This window comes from Burkholderia sp. LMU1-1-1.1 (assembly GCF_040675865.1).
Taxonomy (GTDB): domain Bacteria; phylum Pseudomonadota; class Gammaproteobacteria; order Burkholderiales; family Burkholderiaceae_D; genus Rugamonas.
Genome location: NZ_JBEGHG010000078.1, coordinates 21318 through 43790, shown reverse-complemented (window position 1 = coordinate 43790; position 22473 = coordinate 21318). Strand labels below are relative to the sequence as shown.

Annotated in this window: 22 protein-coding genes; 2 read left to right on the top strand and 20 right to left on the bottom strand. The window is 63.4% G+C overall.

What is annotated here, in order from left to right; translation table 11 throughout:
* Positions 1-21 precede the first annotated feature (21 nt).
* The 8 genes from MRBLMU1_RS29805 to MRBLMU1_RS29770 all read right to left on the bottom strand — a co-directional run bounded on the left by MRBLMU1_RS29805 (position 22) and on the right by MRBLMU1_RS29770 (position 9464).
* Positions 22-1242 (bottom strand): NAD(P)/FAD-dependent oxidoreductase, encoded by a 1221-nt coding sequence (locus MRBLMU1_RS29805; protein WP_414646136.1) that lies wholly within the window; start codon positions 1240-1242, stop codon positions 22-24.
* A gap of 14 nt (positions 1243-1256) precedes the next feature.
* Positions 1257-1604: a nitrite reductase small subunit NirD gene (gene nirD / locus MRBLMU1_RS29800; protein WP_363509715.1), complete on the bottom strand. Its 348-nt coding sequence runs from the start codon at positions 1602-1604 to the stop codon at positions 1257-1259.
* Positions 1605-1615: 11 nt separating this feature from the next.
* Positions 1616-4147 (bottom strand): nitrite reductase large subunit NirB, encoded by a 2532-nt coding sequence (gene nirB / locus MRBLMU1_RS29795; protein WP_363509713.1) that lies wholly within the window; start codon positions 4145-4147, stop codon positions 1616-1618.
* Between the two features lie 18 nt (positions 4148-4165).
* Complete coding sequence (locus tag MRBLMU1_RS29790) at positions 4166-5470, bottom strand: MFS transporter (protein ID WP_363509711.1); 1305 nt, start codon at positions 5468-5470, stop codon at positions 4166-4168.
* A 406-nt stretch (positions 5471-5876) separates the two neighbouring features.
* Positions 5877-6548, bottom strand: coding sequence for a type IV pili methyl-accepting chemotaxis transducer N-terminal domain-containing protein (locus MRBLMU1_RS29785; RefSeq protein WP_363509709.1), 672 nt, complete (start codon positions 6546-6548; stop codon positions 5877-5879).
* Positions 6548-7354 carry an ABC transporter ATP-binding protein gene (locus MRBLMU1_RS29780; protein ID WP_315219336.1) on the bottom strand — a complete coding sequence of 269 codons (807 nt, stop codon included), beginning with the start codon at positions 7352-7354 and terminating at the stop codon, positions 6548-6550. Before MRBLMU1_RS29780 ends, MRBLMU1_RS29785 begins: the two co-directional genes overlap by 1 nt.
* An 11-nt stretch (positions 7355-7365) precedes the next feature.
* On the bottom strand, positions 7366-8262 hold the full coding sequence (gene ntrB, locus MRBLMU1_RS29775) for a nitrate ABC transporter permease (RefSeq protein WP_363509707.1): 897 nt from the start codon (positions 8260-8262) through the stop codon (positions 7366-7368).
* Between the two features lie 29 nt (positions 8263-8291).
* On the bottom strand, positions 8292-9464 hold the full coding sequence (locus MRBLMU1_RS29770) for a CmpA/NrtA family ABC transporter substrate-binding protein (RefSeq protein ID WP_363509705.1): 1173 nt from the start codon (positions 9462-9464) through the stop codon (positions 8292-8294).
* A gap of 278 nt (positions 9465-9742) precedes the next feature.
* On the opposite strand from MRBLMU1_RS29770, the gene MRBLMU1_RS29765 reads away from it, so the two are divergent.
* Positions 9743-9886, top strand: a complete 144-nt coding sequence (locus tag MRBLMU1_RS29765; RefSeq protein ID WP_363509703.1) for a hypothetical protein — start codon at positions 9743-9745, stop codon at positions 9884-9886.
* Positions 9887-9896: 10 nt separating this feature from the next.
* On the opposite strand, the gene MRBLMU1_RS29760 is transcribed toward MRBLMU1_RS29765, so the two are convergent.
* The 7 genes from MRBLMU1_RS29760 to MRBLMU1_RS29730 form a co-directional block, all read right to left on the bottom strand.
* Positions 9897-10520 carry an ANTAR domain-containing response regulator gene (locus tag MRBLMU1_RS29760; RefSeq protein WP_363509701.1) on the bottom strand — a complete coding sequence of 208 codons (624 nt, stop codon included), beginning with the start codon at positions 10518-10520 and terminating at the stop codon, positions 9897-9899.
* Positions 10521-10597: 77 nt separating this feature from the next.
* The gene (locus tag MRBLMU1_RS29755) at positions 10598-11470 is read right to left on the bottom strand and encodes an ABC transporter permease (protein ID WP_363509699.1); all 873 of its coding nucleotides are present in this window, start codon (positions 11468-11470) and stop codon (positions 10598-10600) included.
* Entirely contained in the window at positions 11467-12324 is an 858-nt protein-coding gene (locus MRBLMU1_RS29750) for an ABC transporter ATP-binding protein (protein ID WP_363509697.1), read from the bottom strand. The genes MRBLMU1_RS29755 and MRBLMU1_RS29750 overlap by 4 nt, the downstream gene beginning before the upstream one ends.
* A gap of 4 nt (positions 12325-12328) precedes the next feature.
* A complete protein-coding gene (locus tag MRBLMU1_RS29745) occupies positions 12329-13348 on the bottom strand; it encodes an ABC transporter substrate-binding protein (RefSeq protein WP_363509695.1) in 1020 nt (339 codons plus the stop codon).
* 26 nt (positions 13349-13374) lie between these two features.
* Positions 13375-14244 (bottom strand): TauD/TfdA dioxygenase family protein, encoded by an 870-nt coding sequence (locus MRBLMU1_RS29740; RefSeq protein ID WP_363509693.1) that lies wholly within the window; start codon positions 14242-14244, stop codon positions 13375-13377.
* 152 nt (positions 14245-14396) lie between these two features.
* Complete coding sequence (locus MRBLMU1_RS29735) at positions 14397-14723, bottom strand: nuclear transport factor 2 family protein (protein WP_363509691.1); 327 nt, start codon at positions 14721-14723, stop codon at positions 14397-14399.
* Between the two features lie 9 nt (positions 14724-14732).
* The gene (locus MRBLMU1_RS29730; protein ID WP_363509689.1) at positions 14733-15140 is read right to left on the bottom strand and encodes a VOC family protein; all 408 of its coding nucleotides are present in this window, start codon (positions 15138-15140) and stop codon (positions 14733-14735) included.
* A gap of 149 nt (positions 15141-15289) precedes the next feature.
* Here MRBLMU1_RS29730 and MRBLMU1_RS29725 point away from each other — a divergent pair, with 149 nt between their 5' ends.
* Positions 15290-16165: an AraC family transcriptional regulator gene (locus tag MRBLMU1_RS29725; protein WP_363509687.1), complete on the top strand. Its 876-nt coding sequence runs from the start codon at positions 15290-15292 to the stop codon at positions 16163-16165.
* Positions 16166-16384: 219 nt separating this feature from the next.
* Here MRBLMU1_RS29725 and can read toward each other — a convergent pair whose 3' ends face one another.
* The 5 genes from can to hemH all read right to left on the bottom strand — a co-directional run bounded on the left by can (position 16385) and on the right by hemH (position 22404).
* Positions 16385-17062: a carbonate dehydratase gene (can, locus tag MRBLMU1_RS29720; RefSeq protein ID WP_363509685.1), complete on the bottom strand. Its 678-nt coding sequence runs from the start codon at positions 17060-17062 to the stop codon at positions 16385-16387.
* Positions 17063-17168: 106 nt separating this feature from the next.
* Positions 17169-18299 (bottom strand): molecular chaperone DnaJ, encoded by a 1131-nt coding sequence (dnaJ, locus tag MRBLMU1_RS29715; protein ID WP_315219355.1) that lies wholly within the window; start codon positions 18297-18299, stop codon positions 17169-17171.
* Positions 18300-18426: 127 nt separating this feature from the next.
* Complete coding sequence (gene dnaK / locus MRBLMU1_RS29710; RefSeq protein WP_363509682.1) at positions 18427-20376, bottom strand: molecular chaperone DnaK; 1950 nt, start codon at positions 20374-20376, stop codon at positions 18427-18429.
* A 109-nt stretch (positions 20377-20485) separates the two neighbouring features.
* Positions 20486-21025, bottom strand: a complete 540-nt coding sequence (gene grpE / locus MRBLMU1_RS29705) for a nucleotide exchange factor GrpE (RefSeq protein ID WP_363509680.1) — start codon at positions 21023-21025, stop codon at positions 20486-20488.
* A gap of 269 nt (positions 21026-21294) precedes the next feature.
* On the bottom strand, positions 21295-22404 hold the full coding sequence (gene hemH / locus MRBLMU1_RS29700; protein WP_363509678.1) for a ferrochelatase: 1110 nt from the start codon (positions 22402-22404) through the stop codon (positions 21295-21297).
* Between the last annotated feature and the right edge of the window lie 69 nt (positions 22405-22473).

The following is a 22473-nucleotide window of genomic DNA, read 5'->3' as shown; positions in this document are numbered from 1 at the left end:
CGCTTAGACTATGGACTTAAATCATGCGGCTCTGGCGCTGAGCGCCTCGCCGAATAACAGGGTTTGCCGGATCGAGGCGATGTCGGTGTTGTTCTGGATCAGGCCGAAATACCAAGGGCCGTCCTTGACGTCGCCATACAACACGGCGCCGGTGACGCGGTTATTCTTCAACACCAGCCGCTTGTAAACGCCGCGCCGGGCATCGCGCAGCACCAGGTCCTCGGTCCCCTCGCCACCGATAAAATCGCCGACCGAGTACAAGTCTACACCGGTGACCTTCAAGCGTGTGGGCGAAGTTTGCTGCACGTAGCGGCGCACGCCGGCGCCGGCCAGATGGGCGCCGCAAACGCGGGCCTGGTCCCAGATCGGCGCAACCAGCCCAAACGTCGCGCTGCGGTGCTGCACGCACTCCCCGACGGCGTAGATGCGCGGATCGTAGGTTTGCAGCGTGTCGTCGACGATGATGGCGCGGTCGCAGTGCAGGCCGGCCGATTTGGCCAGCTCGATGTTCGGACGCACGCCGGCGGTCATCACCACCAGGTCGGCCGGAATCTCGCTGCCGTCCTTGAAGCGCACCGCCGTGGCACGGTCGGTGCCGACGATTTCGGCGGTCTGCGCGTTCAGCATGAACGTCATGCCCTTGTCTTCCAGCGCCTTTTGCAGAAGCTGGGCGGCGGGCTTGTCGAGCTGCTGGTTCATCAGCGCGTCGGTCACATGCACCACCGTGACGGACATGCCCTGGCGCTGCAGGCCATTGGCCGCCTCGAGCCCCAGCAGGCCGCCGCCGATGACCACCGCGTGCTTGTGGTTGCGCGCCGCCTCCAGCATCGATTCCACATCCTGGATATCGCGGAAAGCCAGTACGCCCGGAAGCTGGTGGCCCGGCACCGGGATGATGAACGGTTTGGAGCCGGTGGCGATCAGCAAACGGTCGTAGCGTACTTCCAGGCCGGAGCGGGCGCGCACGATGCGCTTGCGGCGATCGATATGCTCGACCGGATCGCCCGCGTGCAGGGTGATGCCATGCTGGACGTACCACTCACGCGTATTGAGCATGATGTCGTCCATGGTCTTTTCGCCGGCCAGCACCGGCGACAGCAGGATGCGGTTGTAGTTACCATGCGGCTCGGCGCCGAACACGGTGATGTCGTACATGTCCGGATCGAGCTTGTGTAACTCCTCGACCGTGCGCATGCCGGCCATGCCGTTGCCGATGACGACCAGCGCAGGCTTCGATTCCACGCGCTCCGGGGATTTCATAGGCCTACCCAGACTTTGCCGTCGGCCACGCGGGCCGGATAGGTGCCGACCGAGTTGGCCGGGGCCTCCAGGCATTCACCGGTTTGCAGGTCGAAGTGCTGCTTGTAGATCGGCGAAGCGACGACGATGCGTTCGCCCAGACTGCCCACCAGGCCGCGCGACAGCACCGCCGCTTCCGAGTTCGGATCGTAGTTATCGATGGCGAACACGCGCGGGCCGCCGTCGTTGACGTGGAAGACGGCGATCTGCGCATTGTTCAGCAGGGCGCACACGCCGGTGTTGGGCACGATGTCGTCCAGGTCGCAGACGGCGATCCAGTTATCAGTTTGAATATCGCGATGCATTTGTATTCTCCTCAAGCTGCGCTGACGGCGATCGGAATCACGCGTTTGCGTTCTTCCACGGTGGCCGGACGAATCTGGCCGCGTTCTTCCATGAAGACGACGTTGTCGTCGCCCTTCTCGCTGTTGACGAAGGTGCGGAAGCGTTTGCGGGTTTCCGGATTCTCGACGGCCTCTTTCCACTCGCACGCGTAGGTGTTGACGACGTGCTGCATGTCCGCTTCCAGGTCGGCGGCGATGCCCAGCTTGTCCTGCACGACGACCTGCTTCAGGTAATCGAGGCCGCCTTCCAGGTTCTCGCGCCAGGTGCTGGTGCGCTGCAGGCGGTCGCCGGTGCGGGTGTAGAACATCAGGAAGCGGTCGATATACTGGACCAGCGTGGCCTTGTCCAGATCCGTCGCCAGCAGCTCGGCGTGGCGCGGCTTCATGCCGCCGTTGCCGCACACGTAGAGGTTCCAGCCCTTCTCGGTGGCGATGATGCCGACGTCCTTGCCCTGCGCCTCGGCACACTCGCGGGTGCAGCCGGACACGCCGAACTTGATCTTGTGCGGCGTGCGCAGGCCCTTGTAGCGGTTTTCCAGCTCGATGGCCAGGCCGATCGAATCGTCGACCCCATACCGGCACCAGGTCGAACCGACGCAGGATTTGACCGTGCGCAGCGACTTGCCGTAGGCATGACCGGATTCGAAGCCGGCGGCGATCAGCTCTTCCCAGATCAGCGGCAGTTGCTCGACGCGGGCGCCAAACAGGTCGACGCGGGCGCCGCCGGTGATTTTGGTGTACAGCTTGTACTTCTTGGCGACCATGCCGACCGCGATCAGGCCATCGGCCGTCACCTCGCCGCCCGGCATGCGCGGCACCACCGAATAGGTGCCGTCCTTCTGGATATTACCGAGGAAGTAGTCGTTTGTGTCCTGCAGGCTGGCGTGTTCCTTCTTCAGCACGAAGTCGTTCCACACCGACGCCAGGATACTGGCGGCGAGCGGTTTGCACACGTCGCAACCAAGGCCCTTGCCGTGCTTCGCCAGCAGATCGTCGAAGGTCTTGATCTGGCCGACTTTAATCAGGTGGAACATCTCCTGGCGCGAGTAGGCGAAGTGTTCGCACACGTGGTTGTTGACGGCCATGCCGAGCTTTTTCATTTCGGCCTTCATCACCTGCGTCACCAGCGGCACGCAGCCGCCGCACGAGGTGCCGGCGTTGGTGCAGCTTTTCAGATCGCCGATGGTGCAGGCGCCGGCGGCCACCGCTGCGCACAGCGCGCCCTTGGAGACATCGTTGCAAGAGCAGATCTGCGCGCTCTCGGGCAGTGCGTCCACGCCGAGACCAGGCTTGGCGGCACCGTCCGACTGCGGCAGGATCAGGAACTCCGGCGATTCCGGCAGCTCGATTTTGTTCAGCATCATCTGCAGCAAGGTGCCGTATTCGGCGGCGTCGCCGACCATCACCGCGCCTTGCAGGTATTTGCCGCAGTCGGAGACCACGATCTTCTTGTAGATCTGTTTGCGCTCGTCGGTGAACTGGTACGAGCGGCTGCCGGCCACGCTGCCGTGCGGGTCGCCGATGCTGGCCACGTCCACGCCCATCAGTTTCAGCTTGGTGCTCATGTCGGCGCCGGCGAATTCGCCCGCCTCGCCCAGCATGTGCTTGGCCGCGACGCGCGCCATTTCATAGCCCGGCGCCACCAGGCCGAAGATCAAGCCGCCCCACAGCGCGCATTCGCCGATGGCGTAGACGTCCGGGTCGGAGGTGACGCAGTTGTTGTTGATCTCGATGCCGCCGCGCGGGCCGACGCTCAGGCCGCATTCGCGCGCCAGCATGTCGCGCGGACGGATACCGGCCGAGAAGACGATCATGTCGGCGTCCAGGTGGCCGCCGTCGGCGAACTCCATGCGGTGCGTGCCATCGACGCCGTCGACGATGGCGGTGGTGTTTTTGCCGGTGTGGACGGTCACGCCCAGGTCTTCGATTTTACGGCGCAGAACGCGCGCGCCGCCATCGTCGACCTGCACCGCCATCAGGCGCGGCGAGAATTCGACCACGTGGGTTTCCAGCTTCAGGTCGCGCAGCGCCTTGGCGCATTCGAGCCCCAGCAGGCCGCCGCCGATGACGACGCCGGTCTTCGAGCGCTGGCCGCATTCCATCATCGCTTCCAGATCCTCGATGGTGCGGTAGACGAAGCAATCCTTGCGCTCCTTGCCCGGCAGCGGCGGCACGAATGGATAGGAACCGGTCGCCATCACCAGCTTGTCGTAAGGGAGCACGTCGCCATCGCCGGTGGTGACGGTCTTGGCGGCGGTATCGATGGCGGTGGCGCGGGTGTTCAGGCGCAGCACCATGTCGTCGCGTTCGAAGAAGCCCGGCTTCACCAGCGACAGGTCTTCCGCCGTTTTACCGGAGAAGAATTCCGACAGGTGCACGCGGTCGTAGGCGGGACGCACTTCCTCGCACAGCACCGTCACCTGCAGGTTGGTCTTGCCGCTGGCGGCCAGGCTTTCCAGGAATTTGTGGCCGACCATGCCGTGGCCGATAACGATGATTTTCATAGCGGGTTCCTTTGAACTTTAAGCTGCCAGTTTGTTGGCGATTGCGGATTCTTCGATGGCTGCGCTGCTGAAGCGGGCGGCCAGTGCGCACAGCGCGGTCGCGGCGACGACGATGCCCAGGATGCTCAGCGTCTGCTGCGTGTCGCCCAGGCCCTTCATCAGGAAGCCGGCGGCCACCGCGCCGACGTTGCCGCCGGCGCCGATGATGCCGGCCACGCCACCCAGGGCGCGCTTGTCGACGAACGGCACCACGGCGTAGGTCGCGCCGCAAGCCATGTGGGTGAACAGGCCGAAGATCAGCATCGCGCCGATCGCCAGCGTAGCGGTGCCGGCGTGGGCGAACATCAGCAGGCCGGCGCCTTCGCCCAGCATCAGCACGAACAACAGCGTGACGCGGTTATTCAGGTTGCCCTTGGCGGCGAATTTGTCCGAGGTCCAGCCACCCAGTGCGCGGGCGAACAGCGCCAGCAAGCCGAAGCTGCCGGCGGCCATGCCGGCCTGGCCCAGGGTCAGTTTGAAATGGTCGACGTAGTAGATCGCCGCGATGTTGTGGATGAAGATCTCGATACCGAAGCAGGCGCCGTAGGTGATGAACAGCAGCCATACGCGGTAGTTGGCGGCGGCCAGCTTGAAGCTCTCCCAGCCACCCTTCTTGCCGCCCTCGATCGGAATGCCGGCGGCGCGCAGGTCGCTGTAGTTACCTTGCGGGCAGTCCTGGGTGTAGCGGTAGTAGACGCCGGCCATGATGATCATCAGGATGCCCGGCACGATCAGCGCGGCGCGCCAGCCGAAGGTCTCGCTCACGCCCAGCATGACCATCGCGGTCATCAGCAGCGGCATGACAGCCTGCGCGACACCGCCGCCGGCGTTGCCCCAGCCTGCGGCCGCCGCGTTGGCGGTGCCGACCACTTTAGGGCCGAACATCACGGATGTGTGGTACTGCGTGATGACGAAGCTGGCGCCGGCCGCACCGATCCCGAGGCGGAAGAACAGGAAGCTCTCGTAGCTCTGTGCGAAGGCGACGCCGATCACCGGGATGGAGCCAAGCAGCAGCAGGCCGGTGTAGGCTTTGCGTGGGCCGAAATGGTCGCACAACGGGCCGACGATCAGGCGCACCAGGATCGTGATGGCGACGGCGGCGATGTTGATGTTGGCGATCTGCGAGACGCTCAGGCCGAATTCGCCTTTAATGACCGGCATCAGCGGCGCGCAGGCGAACCAGGCGAAGAAGCAGACGAAGAACGCCATCCAGGTCAGGTGGAACGCGCGCATTTGCGGCGTCGAGATCGAGAAGAGCTTGATGCTGGTAGCTTTGCTGGCCATTTTTTATCCCGTTCAGAAAACAAAAAGGCGTCCGCGCAACCAAGGTGTTCTAAACCAGGTCGGGCGGACGCCGTTGTCCTGCCGGTCCGTCTTTGGACCAGCGGTATGTATTTGGGAGGGATCGCCGTTGATCCCCTGCTCCTTCTAATGCAAGAGGCGTGCCAATGGTCGGGAGAGGGGTGCTACAGAGGGAGAATGCGGTTTTGAGGTTTCAGTAAAGAAATTACAAGCTTATCGTGGTGCGATGTTGCGGTGCATGACGCACGCTCACGGTGCGCGATGGCGGTGCGTTGTCTTATTCGCATCCCTAAGCGGGGGTCAAGTCTGGCATTCGGACAGGAGCACATCCGTAAAGGCCGCGATACGGTCAAGCCCGTGTCCGAATGTCAGACTGGACCCCAGGGGGTTAGCCGGCGGCGGCCAGCGCGGCAGCGACCATTTCGTCGATTTCGCCGCTGATGCTGGACAGGACGCCCGCCACCACCGAGAACTCCTTGCCGGCCGCCCCGGCGCGCGCGGCGACAGTGCGGGCGTTGAAGGCCACCATCCGTGCCTGGCGGTTGATCGTCTCTATATCGGTGATCACGCCGCGCAGCTGCTTGCGCACCAGGCGGGCATTCTGCTTGGCCTGCTCTTCGTAGATGCCGGTGATCTGGTTCAGTATTCCCAACGTGGGTGTTGTGATACGCACCAGTTCCGCCAGCAGTTCGGCAGCCTGCCCCGAACCCCGCGCGATCGCGTTCAGCGTGCGCTCGCCCAAGTCGGCGAAAGCGGCGATCCGGCGGTCGCCGTCCATCTTGCCGTAGTAGGCTTCGCGCAGCTCCGGGCAGAACACGCCCGGCAGGCCGTCCGCCTCGCCCAGCAGCGACTTGTGGGCGCCCCGGAACAGCGCCAGCGCCTCCCGCGCCGTCGCCGCGCCCTCTTCCTGCCCCTGCGACGCCAGCAGCGCGTACAGCACGATGCGCTGCGACGTGAAACGGCGCCGCCCCGACAGGTTGATCAAGGCGCTGAACACCTCGCCGCTCAGCGCCTTGCCGGCGACAACGGGCGGCGCCAGGGCGGGCGTGGACATGTCCATTACGCGGCTTCCTTCGCGGGATGCGCCTGTTTTCGGTACAAGAACTCCAGCACGGCGGTACGGTACTCGGTGTAGCGCGCGTCCTGCGCCAGCGCGACGCGGTCGCGCGGGCGCTCCAGCTGAACGTCGACGATCTCGCCGATGGTGGCGGCCGGGCCGTTGGTCATCATGACAATCCGGTCCGACAGCAGCACCGCCTCGTCGACATCGTGCGTGACCATCACCACGGTGGACTTGGTGGCGGCGACGATCTTGAGCAGTTCGTCCTGCAGGTGGGCGCGGGTCAGCGCGTCTAGGGCGCCGAACGGTTCGTCCATCAGCAGCACTTTCGGCTCCATCGCCAGCGCGCGGGCGATGCCGACGCGCTGTTTCATGCCGCCCGAGATCTCGTGCGGACGCTTGGTTTCGGCGGCCGTCAGGCCCACCAGCGCCAGGGCCTGCATGGTGCGCTCGCGCAGCTGCGCCTTCGATTCGGTCTTGCCGAACACCCGTTCGACACCAAGATGGATGTTCTCATAACAGGTCAACCAAGGCAGCAGCGAGTGGTTCTGGAATACCACCGAGCGCTCCGGCGACGGCCCGGCGATCTCGCGGTTGGCGCACAACAGCACGCCGTCGGTCGGCTTGAGCAGCCCGGCGATCAGGTTGAGCAGGGTCGATTTGCCGCAGCCCGAGTGCCCGATCAGGGTGATGAATTCGCCCTTGCGCACCGTCAGGTCGATTTCGCGCAGCGCGTGGAACACACCTTTTTTGGTGTGGAAGACCATCTCCACGCCTTCGACATCGATGAATTTTGGATCGTCCATGACAGTGCTCCTTAGTTGGATACTTGTTCGTAGGTGAAGGCGCGGGCCAGCGCCATCAGCGCCTGCTCCAGCAGCAGACCGACAAAACCGATCGCCACGATCGCGATGATGATGTGCGGGACGTTCAGGTTGTTCCATTCATCCCAGACCCAGAAGCCGATGCCCACGCCGCCGGTCAGCATCTCGGCCGCGACGATGACCAGCCACGCGGTGCCGATCGACAGGCGCACGCCGGTCAGGATGTAAGGCAGCGCCGATGGCAGCAGGATCTTGGTCAGCACCTTCCACTCCGACAGATTGAGCACGCGCGCGACGTTCATGTAATCCTGCGGCACGCGCTGCACGCCGACGGCGGTGTTGATGATCATCGGCCAGATCGAGCAGATGAAGATCGACCAGATCGCGGCCGGATTGGCCGACTGGAACACCAGCAGTCCGATCGGCAGCCAGGCCAGCGGCGACACCGGCTTGAGCAAACTGATAATGGGGCTGAACATATTGCCGATGAACTGCACGCGGCCGATCAGGAATCCCAGCGGGATGCCCACCAGCGCCGCCAGCCCGAAGCCGATCGCCACCCGCTGCAGGGACGCCAGCAGGTTCCAGCCGATGCCCTGGTCGTTCATGCTGTTGCGGTAGAACGGGTCGGAGAACAGCTTGATCGCCTCCTGCAAGGTCACCAGTGGGGTCGGGAAGGAGGTGTTCTTCACGGTGATGATCTGCCACACCAGCACCAGCAGCGCGGCGCCCAGCAACGGAGCGGCGATCTTCAGGGCGGTGGCGGAGACCTGCTTGCGCGCCCGCGCCGTCGAATTGGCGGCGAGCGGGCGGCGTGGACGGCGCGCCGGTTTGGTGTCGAGTGCAGCCGCTACCGGGGCGGCGCTATCGGGTTTGAGCATGGCGTTCATGGCATTCCTCTATCTGGCTAGGGAAGAAATCAGGCTTTGATCTTGAACGAGGCGGCGTACGCTTTCGGGTCTTTGCCGTCCCACACCGAGCCGTCCATCAATTTCGACGCGCGCAGCGGGCTTTTCGGAACCGGCGTCTTGGTCATCGTCGCCGCATCCTTGTACAAATCGATCTGGTTGACCGAGGTGGCCACGGCCAGGTAGTTCGGATCGTCCTTCAGCAGGCCCCAGCGGCGGTGCTGCGTCATGAACCACATGCCGTCCGACAGATAAGGGAAGTTCACCAGGCCGTCGTTATAGAACTTCATGTGATTCTGGTCGTCCCAGGTCTTGCCCAGGCCATTCTGGTAGCGGCCCATGATGCGCTGGTCGATCGCGTCCTTGCTGGTGTTGACGTAGGATTTGTCGGCGATGACCTCGGCCATCTTGTTCTTGTTGGCCAGCGAGGCGTCGATCCATTTGCTCGCCTCGAGGATGGCGGCCATCATCGCGCGGCAGGTGTTCGGGTTCTTCTTGGCGAATTCCAAGGTTGAGCCGAGCACCTTCTCCGGATGGTCCTTCCAGATGTCCTGGGTGGTGGTGGCGGTGATGCCGATGCCGTCCATGATGGCGCGGTGGCCCCACGGCTCGCCCACGCAGAAGCCGTCCATGTTACCGACCCGCATATTGGCCACCATTTGCGGCGGCGGCACGGTGATGACCTTGGCGTCCTTCATCGGATTGATGCCGTTGGCCGCCAGCCAGTAGTACAGCCACATGGCGTGGGTGCCGGTCGGGAAGGTCTGGGCGAACGTGTATTCGCGCTTGTCGTTGTTCATCAGCTTCGCCAGCGAGGCGCCATCGACGGCGCCCTTGTCGGCCAGTTTCTTGGACAGCGTGATCGCCTGGCCGTTGTTATTGAGGCCCATGAGCACCGCCATGTCCTTCTTCTGGCCGCCGATGCCCATCTGGACGCCGTACAGCAGGCCATACAGCACATGCGCCGCATCGAGGTCGCCGTTGGCCAGCTTGTCGCGCACACCGGCCCACGAGGCCTCTTTACTGAGCACGAATTTGACGCCGTACTTCTTGTCGAAGCCCAGCACCGACGCCATCACCACCGACGCGCAATCGGTCAGTGGGATAAAGCCGATCTTGATTTCTTCCTTCTCCGGCTTGTCCGAACCCGCCGCCCACACGCCACCCGTCGATAAACCCAACATACTTCCTCCCGCTACTAAACCCGCACCATGAATCACTTTTTGAATTGCCGCCCTGCGCGAAACATTAACGTCGCTGGCGGCTGGTGGCAAGGCGGAATCTGCTGGTAGCTTCTTATCGTTCATGACTATCCCTCTGTAGACAGTAAAACCGTTCGGACAAAAAAAACGCCTACCCCGCATGAACGCATTCATGTTTGGTAGACGTCGTTGTCTGGTGTGCCCCACCGCCGTTGGCAGGGCTCATCGGCGCATCATTGCGCTTGCCTACAGACTATGCAATGTCCGTGCCAGCACTGTGTACAGAGGGAGGAAAAGAAAGCGGCATCGGCCCGCGCACCGCCAAATGGCTGGCGCGCGGCGAAAAAAGCGCAGCGGCGGTGCGCATCGCATCATTTTGGACGGAGAATAAAATAAAGTACTAACACGGCGCGGTCAGCCGAGCAAATCCTCGACGTCGAGGATGCGCTGGGCGACCTCGGAGAGCTTGAGGTTCTTGCTCATCGCCATACCGCGCAGCTTCTGATAGGCTTGTTCCTCGGTGAAGCGCTGGCGCTCCATCAGCAGGCCCTTGGCGCGTTCGATGACCTTGCGCTCGGCCAGCTTGCTCTTGGTGTCGGACAGCTCGTCGAGCAGCTTCTGCTCGCGTTTAAAGCGCGCCAGCGCCACCTGTAGCACCGGTTTGATGCGCTCGCCCTGCAGGCCGGCCACGATATAAGCCGACACGCCGGCCGCCATCGCCGCCTCCATGCTCTCGGTATCCGCGCTCTCGGTGAACATGACGATGGGGCGGCGCTCGTCGCGGGTGGCGATGACGATGTGTTCGAGGACGTCGCGCGCGTCCGATTCGGCGTCGACGATGATCATGTCGGGCTGCAGCTGGGCGATCCGCTCGGGCAGGTACATGTCCGGCGGCAGCGAGGCGACGATGTCGTAGCCCGCTTCCAGCAGGCCGATACGCAGCACCCTGGCCCGTTCGACCTGGGCGCGCAACGACTCATCATCCTCGTCGCCGGCGTGGATGATGGCGTTGACAACCACGATACGTAAATTACGCATGGTCATACCAAACCGATAATTTTGATGTGCATGCGCAGATTCTAAGGCACAAAGGCCAAATCCTGCCAGCGTTCAAATTATCGTTGCATGCCCCAGCGCTTGACGGTGACGCTTTCGAGTGGTCGGAATACCACGTTTTCCACCAGCAGTCCGATGAGGATCACGGCTGCCAGCCCGGCGAACACCTTGTCGGTGTAGAGCTCATTGCGGTTCTGGAAAATGTACCATCCAAGCCCGCCCTGGCCGCCGGTGGTGCCGAATACCAGCTCGGCGGCGATCAGGGTGCGCCAGGCGAACGCCCAGCCGATCTTGAGTCCCGACAGGATGGACGGCAGCGCGGCCGGCACCAAGATGTGCAGCACCAGCCGCAGGCCGCTCAAGCCATAATTGCGGCCGGCCATGCGCAACGTCTCCGGCACGCTCTGGAATCCGGCATAGGCGCCCAGCGCCAGCGGCCACAGGACCGCATGGACGATGACGAAGATCAGGCTGCCCTTGCCCAGCCCGAACCACAGCAGCGCCAACGGCAGCAGCGCGATCGCCGGCAGCGGATTGAACATCGACGTCAGGGTCTCCAGCAGGTCGCGGCCGACGCGGGTGGACGCGGCCAGCGCCGTCAGCACGAAGGCGGCGGCGACGCCGGCCGCATAGCCCTGCAGCAGAACGGCCAGCGAGATGCGCACGCGGTCGAGCAACTCGCCGCTGGCGACGCCGTTGACGAAGGCGTGCGCCGTCTGCACGAAGCCCGGCAGCAGCAGGTCGTTGTCCTGCCAGCGGGCGACGCCTTCCCACAGCACCGCCAGCAGGATCAGGATGAGGCTCTTGCGCAGCCATGCCTGTTGCCACAGGCGGCGCGGGAACGGCAGCGGGATGTCGACGGCGCGCGGGGCGGCCGTGTTGGTGGCGTAGACGTACTCCTGGCGCACCGGCGGATCGAGGACGAGACTCATGACACGTGGCTCCTCTCATGCGGCGCGCCGGTGACGGCGGGCGCGGTCGCCGGCACGGCGGCCGGCTGCCCCTGCGCGGGAGCGCCGAACAGCAGCCCGTGGATGCGCTGCGTCGCCGCCTGGAAGTCGGCGCCGCCGGCGCTGTCCAGGCCGAACTGGTGGCTGTTCAGTTCCGCCCTCACCTGCCCCGGGTGCGGCGACAGCAGCAGGATGCGGTTGCCCACCACCAGCGCCTCCTCGATCGAATGGGTGACGAACAGCAGCGTGAAACGCAGCTCTTCCCACAACCGTCCCAGCTCCTCCTGCATATTGCGACGCGTGAGCGCATCCAGCGCGGCGAAGGGTTCGTCCATCAGCAAAATCTCCGGCTGCATCGCCAGCGCGCGCGCGATCGCCACGCGCTGCTTCATGCCGCCGGACAGCGTGTGCGGATGCGCGTCCTCGAATCCGCCCAGTCCCACCTTGGCGATCCAGTGCCTCGCGCGCTCCTCGGCGTGGTGGCGGTTCAGCCGCTTGGTCATCAGCAGCGGGAACATGACGTTCTCCTTGACCGTCTTCCACGGCGGCAGTTGGTCGAACTCCTGGAACACGACGATGCGGTCCGGCCCCGGCCCGTCGATCCGACGGCCGTCGATGCTGATGCTGCCGGCGGCGGGCTTGATGAAGCCCGCCGCAGCCTTCAACAAAGAGGACTTGCCGCAGCCCGAAGGCCCCAGCAGCACGAACCGGTCGCCGCGATAGACGTTGAAGCTGACATCGTGCGTGGCGCGCGTGGCGCCGTATTCAAGGCTCACGCCATCGGCGATCAGCAGCGGCGCGATGCCGGTGTTGGGACGAACCACCTGGAAGGCCATGACGTCACCCGCCTTTCGTGATGACGGGATCATCGAAGAAGTAATCGCGCCAGCTGGCCGGTTTCTTCTTGATCGCGCCGACGCGGTGCAGGAACTGCGCGAGGCCGAGCGTATTCTGCGGCTCGACGCTGAAGCGCACCTCCGGGTTCTTGAAAATCTTCAGCAGCAGATCGCGATCGACCTTGCTCTTCGAGACGCGGATGTAGGCATCGGCCGCGCCTTCCGGATTGGCGCTCGCATACTTCGCCGCCTCGGCCAGCGCGCCGGTGAACGCGCGATAGGTCTTCGGATTCTCGTTGCGGAATTTCTCGGTCGCGTACAGCACGGTGGCCGAACTCGGACCGCCCAGCACATCGTAGGAGTTGAGGATGATGTGCGCGTTCGGATTGCCGGCCAGTTCCTGGTCCTGGTACGGCGGGCTGCCGAAGTGGCCGTTGATCTCCGTACCGCCGGCGATGACGGCGGCCGCCGCATCCGGGTGCGGCAAGGTCTGGGTGAATTTATCGAGCCGCGCGAACTCCTTGTCGCCCCACTGCTTGGCCGCCGCGTACTGCAGGATGCGCGACTGCACCGACACCGTCACCGCCGGCAGGCCGATGCGGTCCTTCGCGGTCAGGTCGGCGATCGTCTTCACTTGGGGATTGGTGCTGACCAGGTAATAAGGGAAGCTGCCCAGCGACGCCACGCCCTTGACATTCTGCCGGCCGGCGGTGCGGTCCCAGATCGTCAGCAGCGGGCCGACGCCGGCGCCGGCGATATCGACCGCGCCGGACAGCAGCGCGTCGTTGACGGCGGCGCCGCCGGACAGCTGCTTCCACTCGACCTTGACGTCGACGCCGTGCTTCTTGCCTTCCTTCTCGATCAGCTGCTGGTCCTGCGCGACGTTGAGCAGCAGGTAGACCACGCCGAACTGCTGGGCGATGCGGATACTGCCCTCGGCCCGCGCGCTCGAGGTGGCCGCAAGGCTCAGGACAAGGGTGGATGCGACAGCGGCTGCAAGGGTGCGGGAAGTAAGTCTGGACATCGGATTCCTCTAAATATGTGGAGATATCAGAAAGGCGCGTCGCCCTCTATGGTGGTGCGATAGAGCTTGCGGCGCAGATGGTCCGGCGTGCCGCCAGCCAGGTGCATCAGCGAGCGGTTGTCCCAGAATACCAGATCGTGCGGCGCCCACCGGTGGCGGTAGATATGCGCCGGCAGCACGCTGTGCGCGAACAGCTCGGCTAGCAGCGCGCGGCTTTCGTCCTCGGGGATGCCGACAATGCGGGTGGTGAAATGCTCGCTGACGAACAACGCCTTGCGGCCGGTTTCGGGATGGGTGCGCACCACCGGATGCGTCACCGGTTTGACCTCGTCGATCTGCGCCTGCGTCAGCGCCGGGCGGAACGGACTGCGGCGGCGCAGTTCATCGTACTGGGCCAGGTAGCTATGCTCGGCGCGCGCGTCCTGCACCGCGTGGCGCAGCGCGGCGGGCAAGGTGTCCCACGCCAGATGCATATTGGCGAACAGCGTATCGCCGCCCTCCGCCGGCAGCTCCTGCGCGTGCAGCAGGGAACCGAGGCTGGGTTTCTCCTTGTACGATAGGTCCGAGTGCCAGAAGTGGCCGGCGTCGCCCAGGCCGATCGGCTGGCCGTCCTCGATGATGTTGGAGATGATCAGCACCTCGGGGTGCGAAGGCAGCTGGAAGTTGCGCAGCACGTGGATCTGCAGCGGCCCGAAACGGCGGCTGAAATCGACCTGCTGCTGTGGCGTGATGCGCTGGTCGCGGAACACCAGCAAGTGGTGATCGAGATGGGCTTTGTGGATGCGCTGGAACTGGCGCGGCGACAGCGGACGGCTCAGGTCCAGGCCGAGGATCTCGGCGCCGAGCGGCGCATCGAACAATTCGATGTCAAAAGCGGATTGGAGAACGGCAGACATGGCACACGCCCATTCAATGAGTAGTCGCCCAGTCTATGCCGTCCTCCATATAAACAAAACGAAGCTTATCCGATATCCATATGCGGTTAACGCTGGATGACAGAAAGAGCAGCGGGATCGCCGGTGCGCCAGATGTTATCGGCACCACCGCGCTATTCGAGATCCGCGTCGATACGCCCGATCAGACCGTCGGCGTCGGCCTGGATCTTGAGGGACCCGATCTCATGGCCAAAGTCGCCAGTGAAATCGACGCGTGCGATGGCCGCGAAATCATCCAGTCGCTCGAGCGACAGAAGCTGGCTGGAGGTTTTATAGCCAACGAAGAAGCGCTCGAGGTAAAGGCGAATTCCATCTGTGCCGACAAAGGCCTCGCCAACCGAAACGTCTTCGATGACAGCATCGGACGCGAAGAGGGCCAGCGCGCCGTCGACGTCGAAGGCGTTGGCGGTCCGGATGAATGTGTCAACGAGCTTTTTCATGGGTGATCCTCAGGCGTCGGCAACGTGCTGCCATTCCTTGTAGACGAATTCCAGGCTGTAGCCGTCCGGGTCGCGCACCTGCGCCGCGTAATAGCGCGGGTCATAGTGAAGCTGCGCTCCCGGTGGGTGGATTTCGGTGGCGCCCGCGGCCATCGCCGCCGCGAAGGCCGCGTCGACAGCGCGCTTGTCATTCGCGACGAAGCCCACGTGCGCGGCGCGGCCTTCCACCGTACCTTCGCGCAGCCAAAAGAACACGCGGCCGTTCGCGCCGAACCCTTTCAGATCGGGGTGGCCGGCGGGGCCCTGCCGGCCGTCGTAGTCCAGCGCATGGGTGATGCCGAGCGGCGCGAGCGCCTGCTCATAAAAGGCGAGCGAGCGATCGATATCGCCGACGGAGATGAAGATGTGGTCGAGCATGGTGTTCCCGCCTGTTTGTCCAATGAGAGAGTGATGGTACGACCGCCAACCACGGCGCGCCCACCCGATCCTCCTCGAAGCTTGCCTATTTCTGCTTTCGCGTTGCACGTCCAGGCGGCCTCTGTTAGTGTCTGACCATGGAACAGCAAATGCAAGAACTGAGGCGGCTGGCCTCCCGGGCCGAGAACCGGCGCACGGAGACCGGCATTCCGCGCGTCGCCATGGTGCAGGGTGAAATCCCCGAGCACCTGCTGGCCGCCGTCTACGATCCGATGATCAACCTGATCCTGACGGGGTCCAAGACGATGACGGTCGGCGAGCGGACCTTCCACTATGACCCGGCGACCTATTTCGTCATGTCCGTGGGACTCCCGGCCGTCGGCGCCGTCCACCCGGCGGCGACGGGCGAACCGTATCTGGCGGTCAGCCTGACGCTCGATCCCGCTATCGTCGCGGCGCTGATCTGCGACTTGCCGGTGGACGTCTGCCGCACGCTATCCGGTTCGGGATTCTCGGTCGCGCCGGTCAACGGCGAGCTGCTCGATGCCTGGGTTCGTATGCTGCGGCTGATCGACCGGCCGGACGAGATCGCGGTGCTCGCCCCCGCCTACGAGCGCGAGATCTTGTTCCGCGTGCTGCAGGGGCCGCTCGGCTGGATGCTGCGGGACGTCGCGTCGCCGGACACGGCACTTTCGCGGATCGGTGTCGCCATCGACTGGATACGCCGCAACTTTACCGAGCAGATCAGGGTGGAGGCGCTGGCTGACATGGCGGCGTTGAGCGTGTCGGCATTCCATCGTCATTTCAAGGCGGTGACGGCGCTGAGCCCGTTGCAGTACCAGAAGCGCATCCGTTTGCTGCACGCGCGGTCGCAACTGATCGCCGGCCAGGGCAGCGCGACGTCGATCGCCTTCAGCGTCGGCTACGAAAGTCCGAACCAGTTCAGCCGGGAATACGCCCGCCTGTTCGGCCTGCCGCCTTCCAAAGACCTGGTGAACGCCGCGCGGGCGCTTCGCGACGCATAGCGGGCGCGCCGAAAACGGCGGCCTCGCGGCGCGTCCAAGCCATCCCACCCAGCCCGGATGCCTTTCCGGGAAATCCTGGCTTACCTGATATCGATATGCGGACCGCTTCGTTGACGCAGGCCTGCAAATGAGGCACGCGAATGCCTGTCTCCATGCAACGACATTACGTTGCAAATCAGCGCTACCAATGACCTGACGCATTGCGTCAGGTCACCCAACTTAGCTCAACTGATCCTCATACTTACCCAGCCTGACGGCCGAACGCGGCGCCAACTCGTGGGCAGCGGTGACGGTCATGCCCAGGTCATGCAGCTTGCCGTCCTCGATACCGTAGACCCAGCCATGCACGGTGACGTCCTGGCCGCGATCCCACGCATCCTGCAAAATCGTGGTCTGGCAAACGTTCGACACCTGCTCGACCACGTTGAGCTCCACCAGCCGTTTCGACCGCTCCTGGCTCGGCATCACATCGCCCATATAGCGCCCGTGCTTCTGGTTGACGTCCTGCACGTGGCGCAGCCAGTTGTCGACCAGGCCGAAACGCTGGCCCGTCATCGCCGCGTGCACGCCCTTGCAGCCGTAGTGGCCGACGATGATCACATGCTTCACCTTCAGCACATCGATCGCGAACTGCAGCACCGACAGCGCGTTCAAATCCGAATGCACCACCACGTTGGCGATATTGCGGTGGACGAAAACGTCGCCCGGCGCAAGGCCCAGCAGCTCATTCGCCGGCACGCGGCTGTCCGAACAACCGATCCACAGATATTCCGGCGCCGCTTGCGTGGCGAGCCGGTTGAAGAAATCCGGATCGCGTTCCACTTCCGATTCGGCCCATTTGCGGTTGTTTTCCAACAGGCCGCGCAACGGGGAATTGCTGATGTCTTGATCGCTCATGAATGCTCCTCTTGTACATAAGAAGACCGCCGAGCCGCCCAAAAAATGGGCTGCACGGCGGTCCGATATTACGCGTCCTGTGTGACGACGGGGTTACACAAAACGGTTATTCAAAAAAGTCCTTCACCTTGTCGCGCCAGGTTTTGCTTTGCGGGCTGTGCTTGGCGCCGCCCTCGGTGGTCAGCTTCTCGAAATCGCGCAGCATGTCCTTCTGCTTCTCGGTCAGCTTGACCGGGGTCTCGACCGCCACGTGGCAGAACAAGTCGCCCGCGAAGCCGGAGCGCACGCCCTTGATGCCCTTGCCCTTGAGGCGGAAGGTCTTGCCCGATTGGGTGCCCTCCGGGATCGTGAACGATACTTTACCAGAGAGCGTCGGCACTTCGATCTCGCCGCCCAGCGCCGCCTTGGCGAAGGAGATCGGCATCTCGCAGTGCAGGTCGTCGCCCTCGCGCTGGAACACCGTGTGCGGCTTGATGTGGATCTCCACATACAAATCGCCCGACGGTCCGCCGTTGGTCCCCGGTTCGCCGTTGCCGGACGAGCGGATGCGCATGCCGTTGTCGATGCCGACCGGGATCTTCACTTCCAGCGTCTTGTTACGCTTGATGCGGCCCTGGCCCGCGCACGCGGCGCATGGCTCGGGGATGATCTTGCCGGTGCCGTGGCATTTCGGGCAGGTCTGCTGGATGCTGAAGAAGCCCTGCTGCATGCGCACCTGGCCGTGGCCCGCGCATGTGGTGCAGGTGACCGGCGAGGTGCCCGGCTTGGCGCCGGAACCGTGGCAGGTGTCGCACTTGTCCCACGACGGCACGCGGATGGTCGTGTCGAAGCCGTGCGCCGCCTGCTCCAGCGTGATCTCCAGGTTGTAGCGCAGATCGGCGCCGCGATAGACCTGCGGGCCGGCGCTGCGGCCACGGCCGCCACCACCGAAGATGTCGCCGAAGATGTCGCCGAAAGCGTCGCCGAAACCGCCGGCGCCGCCGCCAAAGCCGCCACCGCCGCCCATGTTCGGATCGACGCCGGCGTGACCGTAACGGTCATACGCCTCGCGCTTTTCCGGATTGGTCAGCATCTCGTAGGCTTCTTTGACTTCCTTGAATTTTTCTTCCGACTCTTTGCTATCCGGATTGCGGTCCGGATGGTATTTCATCGCCAGTTTGCGATAGGACTTCTTGATCTCGTCTTCCGACGCGTTTTTTGCGACACCAAGTGTCTCGTAGAAATCACGCTTTGCCATTTTGTCGGGACCTTGCTGTATTTATACTGTGTGCTGATTACGCTAAAAAGCCGAGCCGGCACCGCTTACACGGCCGCACGGCTCGGCGCTCGCCGCTTCGTAGGGGAAGCGGCGCTCTTGCTGACGATTACTTGCTGTCTTTGACTTCCTTGAAGTCGGCGTCGACCACGTCGTCCTGTGGCTTGGCCTGCTCCGCGCCGGCGCCCGGAGCACCCTGGCCAGCTTCGCCACCGCCGGCCGCAGCCTGCTGCGCCTGCATGTCGGCGTACATCTTCTCGCCCAGCTTCTGCGAAGCGGTCGACAGCGATGCGACCTTGGCGTCGATGTCGGCCTTGTCGCCCGACTTGATCGATGCTTCCAGTTCGGTGATCGCGGCTTCGATCTTCTCTTTCTCGCCCGCTTCCAGCTTGTCGCCGTATTCGGTCAGCGACTTGCGGGTCGAGTGCACCAGCGCGTCGGCCTGGTTGCGCGATTCGGCCAGTTCTTTCACTTTCTTGTCTTCTTCGGCGTTGACTTCGGCGTCCTTCACCATCTTCTGGATTTCCGCTTCGGTCAGGCCGGAGTTGGCCTTGATCGTGATCTTGTTCTCTTTACCGGTGGCCTTGTCCTTCGCGCCGACGTGCAGAATGCCGTTGGCGTCGATGTCGAAGGTCACTTCGATCTGTGGCGTGCCGCGCGATGCCGGCGGGATGCCTTCCAGGTTGAACTCGCCCAGACCCTTGTTGCCGGCGGCGATTTCGCGCTCACCCTGATAGACCTTGATGGTCACGGCAGGCTGGTTGTCGTCGGCCGTCGAGAACACTTGCGAGAACTTGGTCGGAATCGTCGTGTTCTTGTGGATCATCTTGGTCATCACGCCGCCCAGGGTTTCGATACCCAGCGACAGAGGCGTCACGTCCAGCAGCAGCAAGTCCTTGCGCTCGCCCGACAGCACGGAGCCTTGAATCGCTGCGCCGACGGCGACCGCTTCGTCCGGATTCACGTCTTTGCGCGGATCCTTGCCGAAGAACTCTTTCACTTTTTCCTGCACCTTCGGCATACGGGTCATACCGCCGACCAGGATGATGTCGTCGATGTCGGACACTTTGACGCCGGCGTCCTTGATCGCGGTGCGGCATGGCTCGATGGTCGCGTTGATCAGTTCCTCGACCAGCGATTCCAGCTTGGCGCGGGTCATCTTCAGGGTCAGGTGGACCGGCGCGCCGTTCGCCATGGCGATGTACGGCTCGTTGATCTCGGTCTGCTGCGACGACGACAATTCGATCTTCGCGCGCTCGGCCGAAGCCTTGATGCGCTGCAGGGCGATCGGATCTTTTTTCAGATCCAGGCCGTTGATCTTCTTGAACTCGTCGATGATGTAGTCGATGATGCGCTGGTCGAAGTCTTCGCCGCCCAGGAAGGTGTCGCCGTTGGTCGACAGCACTTCGAACTGCTTCTCGCCGTCCACGTCGGCGATCTCGATGATCGACACGTCGAACGTACCGCCACCCAGGTCATACACGGCGATCTTGCGGTCGCCCTTGTCGGTCTTGTCCAGGCCGAAAGCCAGCGCGGCGGCGGTCGGCTCGTTGATGATGCGCTTGACGTCCAGGCCGGCGATGCGGCCGGCGTCCTTGGTCGCCTGGCGCTGCGAGTCGTTGAAGTACGCCGGCACGGTGATGACCGCCTCGGTGACTTCTTCGCCGAGGTAGTCTTCGGCGGTTTTCTTCATCTTGCGCAGCACTTCGGCCGAGATTTGCGGCGGCGCCAGTTTCTTGTCGCGGACGCCGATCCATGCGTCGCCGTTGTCGGCTTTCATGATCGAGTAAGGCATCAGGCCGATGTCCTTCTGCACTTCTTTTTCGTCGAACTTACGGCCGATCAGACGCTTCACCGCGAACAGGGTGTTCTTCGGATTGGTCACTGCCTGACGCTTGGCCGGCGAGCCGACGAGAATTTCACCATCTTCTTGGTAAGCAATGATCGATGGCGTCGTACGCGCGCCTTCGGCGTTTTCGATTACCTTTGGCTGACCATTTTCCATGATGGAAACGCAGGAATTTGTGGTTCCCAGATCGATACCGATAATTCTACCCATGATTTTTCTTCCTCTTTGCTAAGTTCAGATGGTACTAATATGTGGAAAAGCTGTATGTTTTCAAGTGCTTAAGTTCGGCTGACGGCGAAAATATTTTTCGCCCCGGACATTACTTCGCTTGCGCGGCGGTCACGATGGCGGGACGCAGCAGGCGGTCCGCGATCATATAACCTTTTTGCAGCACGGAAACTACGGTGTTGGCTTCCTGGTCCGCCGGCACCACGGCGACGGCCTGGTGCTTGTTTGGATCGAGCTTCTCGCCCTGCGCCGGCTGAATTTCCAGCAGACGGTTTTTCTCGAACGCCGCGGTCAGCTGCTTGAGCGTCATTTCCACGCCTTCCTTCAGCGACTCGACCGATGGCGTTTCGACCTTCAAGGCCATTTCCAGGCTGTCTTTGACCGGGACCATGGCTTCGGCGAAGCTTTCAACGGCGAACTTATGGGCCTTGGCCACATCTTCCTGGGCGCGGCGGCGGATGTTCTCGCCGTCGGCCTTGGCGCGCATGAAGGCATCGTGCATTTCCGCAAGACGCGCTTCGGTGCTGGCCAGCTGTTCTTCCAGGGAAGGCTGCTGGTCAGGAGTCGATGGCGCGGCCGGCTCGGCGGCCGCTTCCGGATTAGGTACTGCTTGATTTTCCTGATCTTGCATCTAAAGACTCCTACTATCGTATTTGTTTGACATTACTTTTCTTACCGCACTGGCTGCAAGTGGGGCGATATCCTATGTTTTCAAGGGTTATTCTGCCCACGGTTTAATCAGCTTCGGCGCGGGCCCGCGCCGCGCATGGGCGACATCGGGCTGATCCAACAGCTGGCTATTTTAACAGGCTGGCACTCACCGACCGCAAGTGCTGATTGTCGCGGAACAGGGCGGGTGTGGTGTAGTTGTCACTTTTTCAGCAATTAGGGGACGCTGAATTACTCGGCGGCGCCCAGTTGCAAGGCGGCGGCGCGGCCGGTTTCGGCGTCCTTGCGGCGTTCCTCGTGCTGGACGGGCGACATCTGGGTCGGCCAGCCGATCATGTGCTGCTCGGCGATCTCGCCCAGCGCGGCGATCCACTCGGGCGACTCGTTCAGGCAGGGGATGTAATGGAACTCTCTGCCGCCGGCCTGCTCGAAGTCGTGCCGCACCTCCATCGAGATCTCTTCCAGCGTCTCCAGGCAATCGCTGATGAAGCCCGGGCACATGATGTCGACGCGCTTGACGCCGTCGCGCGCCAGCTGGGCGACGGTCGGCGCCGTGTACGGCTGCAACCACTCGGCCTTGCCGAAGCGCGACTGGAAGGTGACCATGTACTGCTCCGGCTTCAACTTCAACGCGGCGGCCAGCAGGCGCGCCGTCTTGAGGCACTCGCAGTGGTAGGGGTCGCCCAGCATCAGGGTGCGTTTCGGCACGCCATGGAAGCTCAGCACCAGCTTGTCGGGACGGCCGTTGGCCTCCCAGTGGGCCAGCACCGAATGCTGCAGCGCGCGGATATAAGCGTCGTGGTCGTGGTAATTGCGCACGAAGCGCAGTTCGGGGATGTTGCGCACCGAGCCGTAGTGCTGGAACACGGCGTCATAGATCGAGCCGGTGGTGGTGCCGGAATACTGCGGATAGGCCGGCAGCACCAGGATGCGCTCGCAGCCGTCGGCTTTCAGCTTGGCCAGCACCTCGGGAATCGACGGCGAGCCGTAGCGCATGGCCATGGCGACGGTCAGGTTTTCGTGGCCGCGTTCGCCGAGCGCGCCCAGCAGGTACATCGCCTGGGCGGCGGTGTGGGTTTTGAGCGGCGAGCCCTCGCGGGTCCAGATGGTGGCGTACTTCTTGGCCGACTGGCCGGAGCGGAACGGCAGGATGATCAGGTTCAGGATGAACCACCAGACCGCGCGCGGGATTTCCACCACGCGCCGATCGGACAGAAACTCCTTCAGGTAGCGGCGCACCGCCGAGCGGGTCGGGGCGTCGGGCGTGCCCAGGTTGACCAGCACGATCGCGCTGCGGCCGACGGTGCCGTGCTTGTAGGGAGGTTCTTTGGAAAAGGTCATGGGGGCCAATGGCGGTTTGAATAGGACAGGCCGCCATTATAGATAAGAAACCCGCTGGGCTGTGTTGCC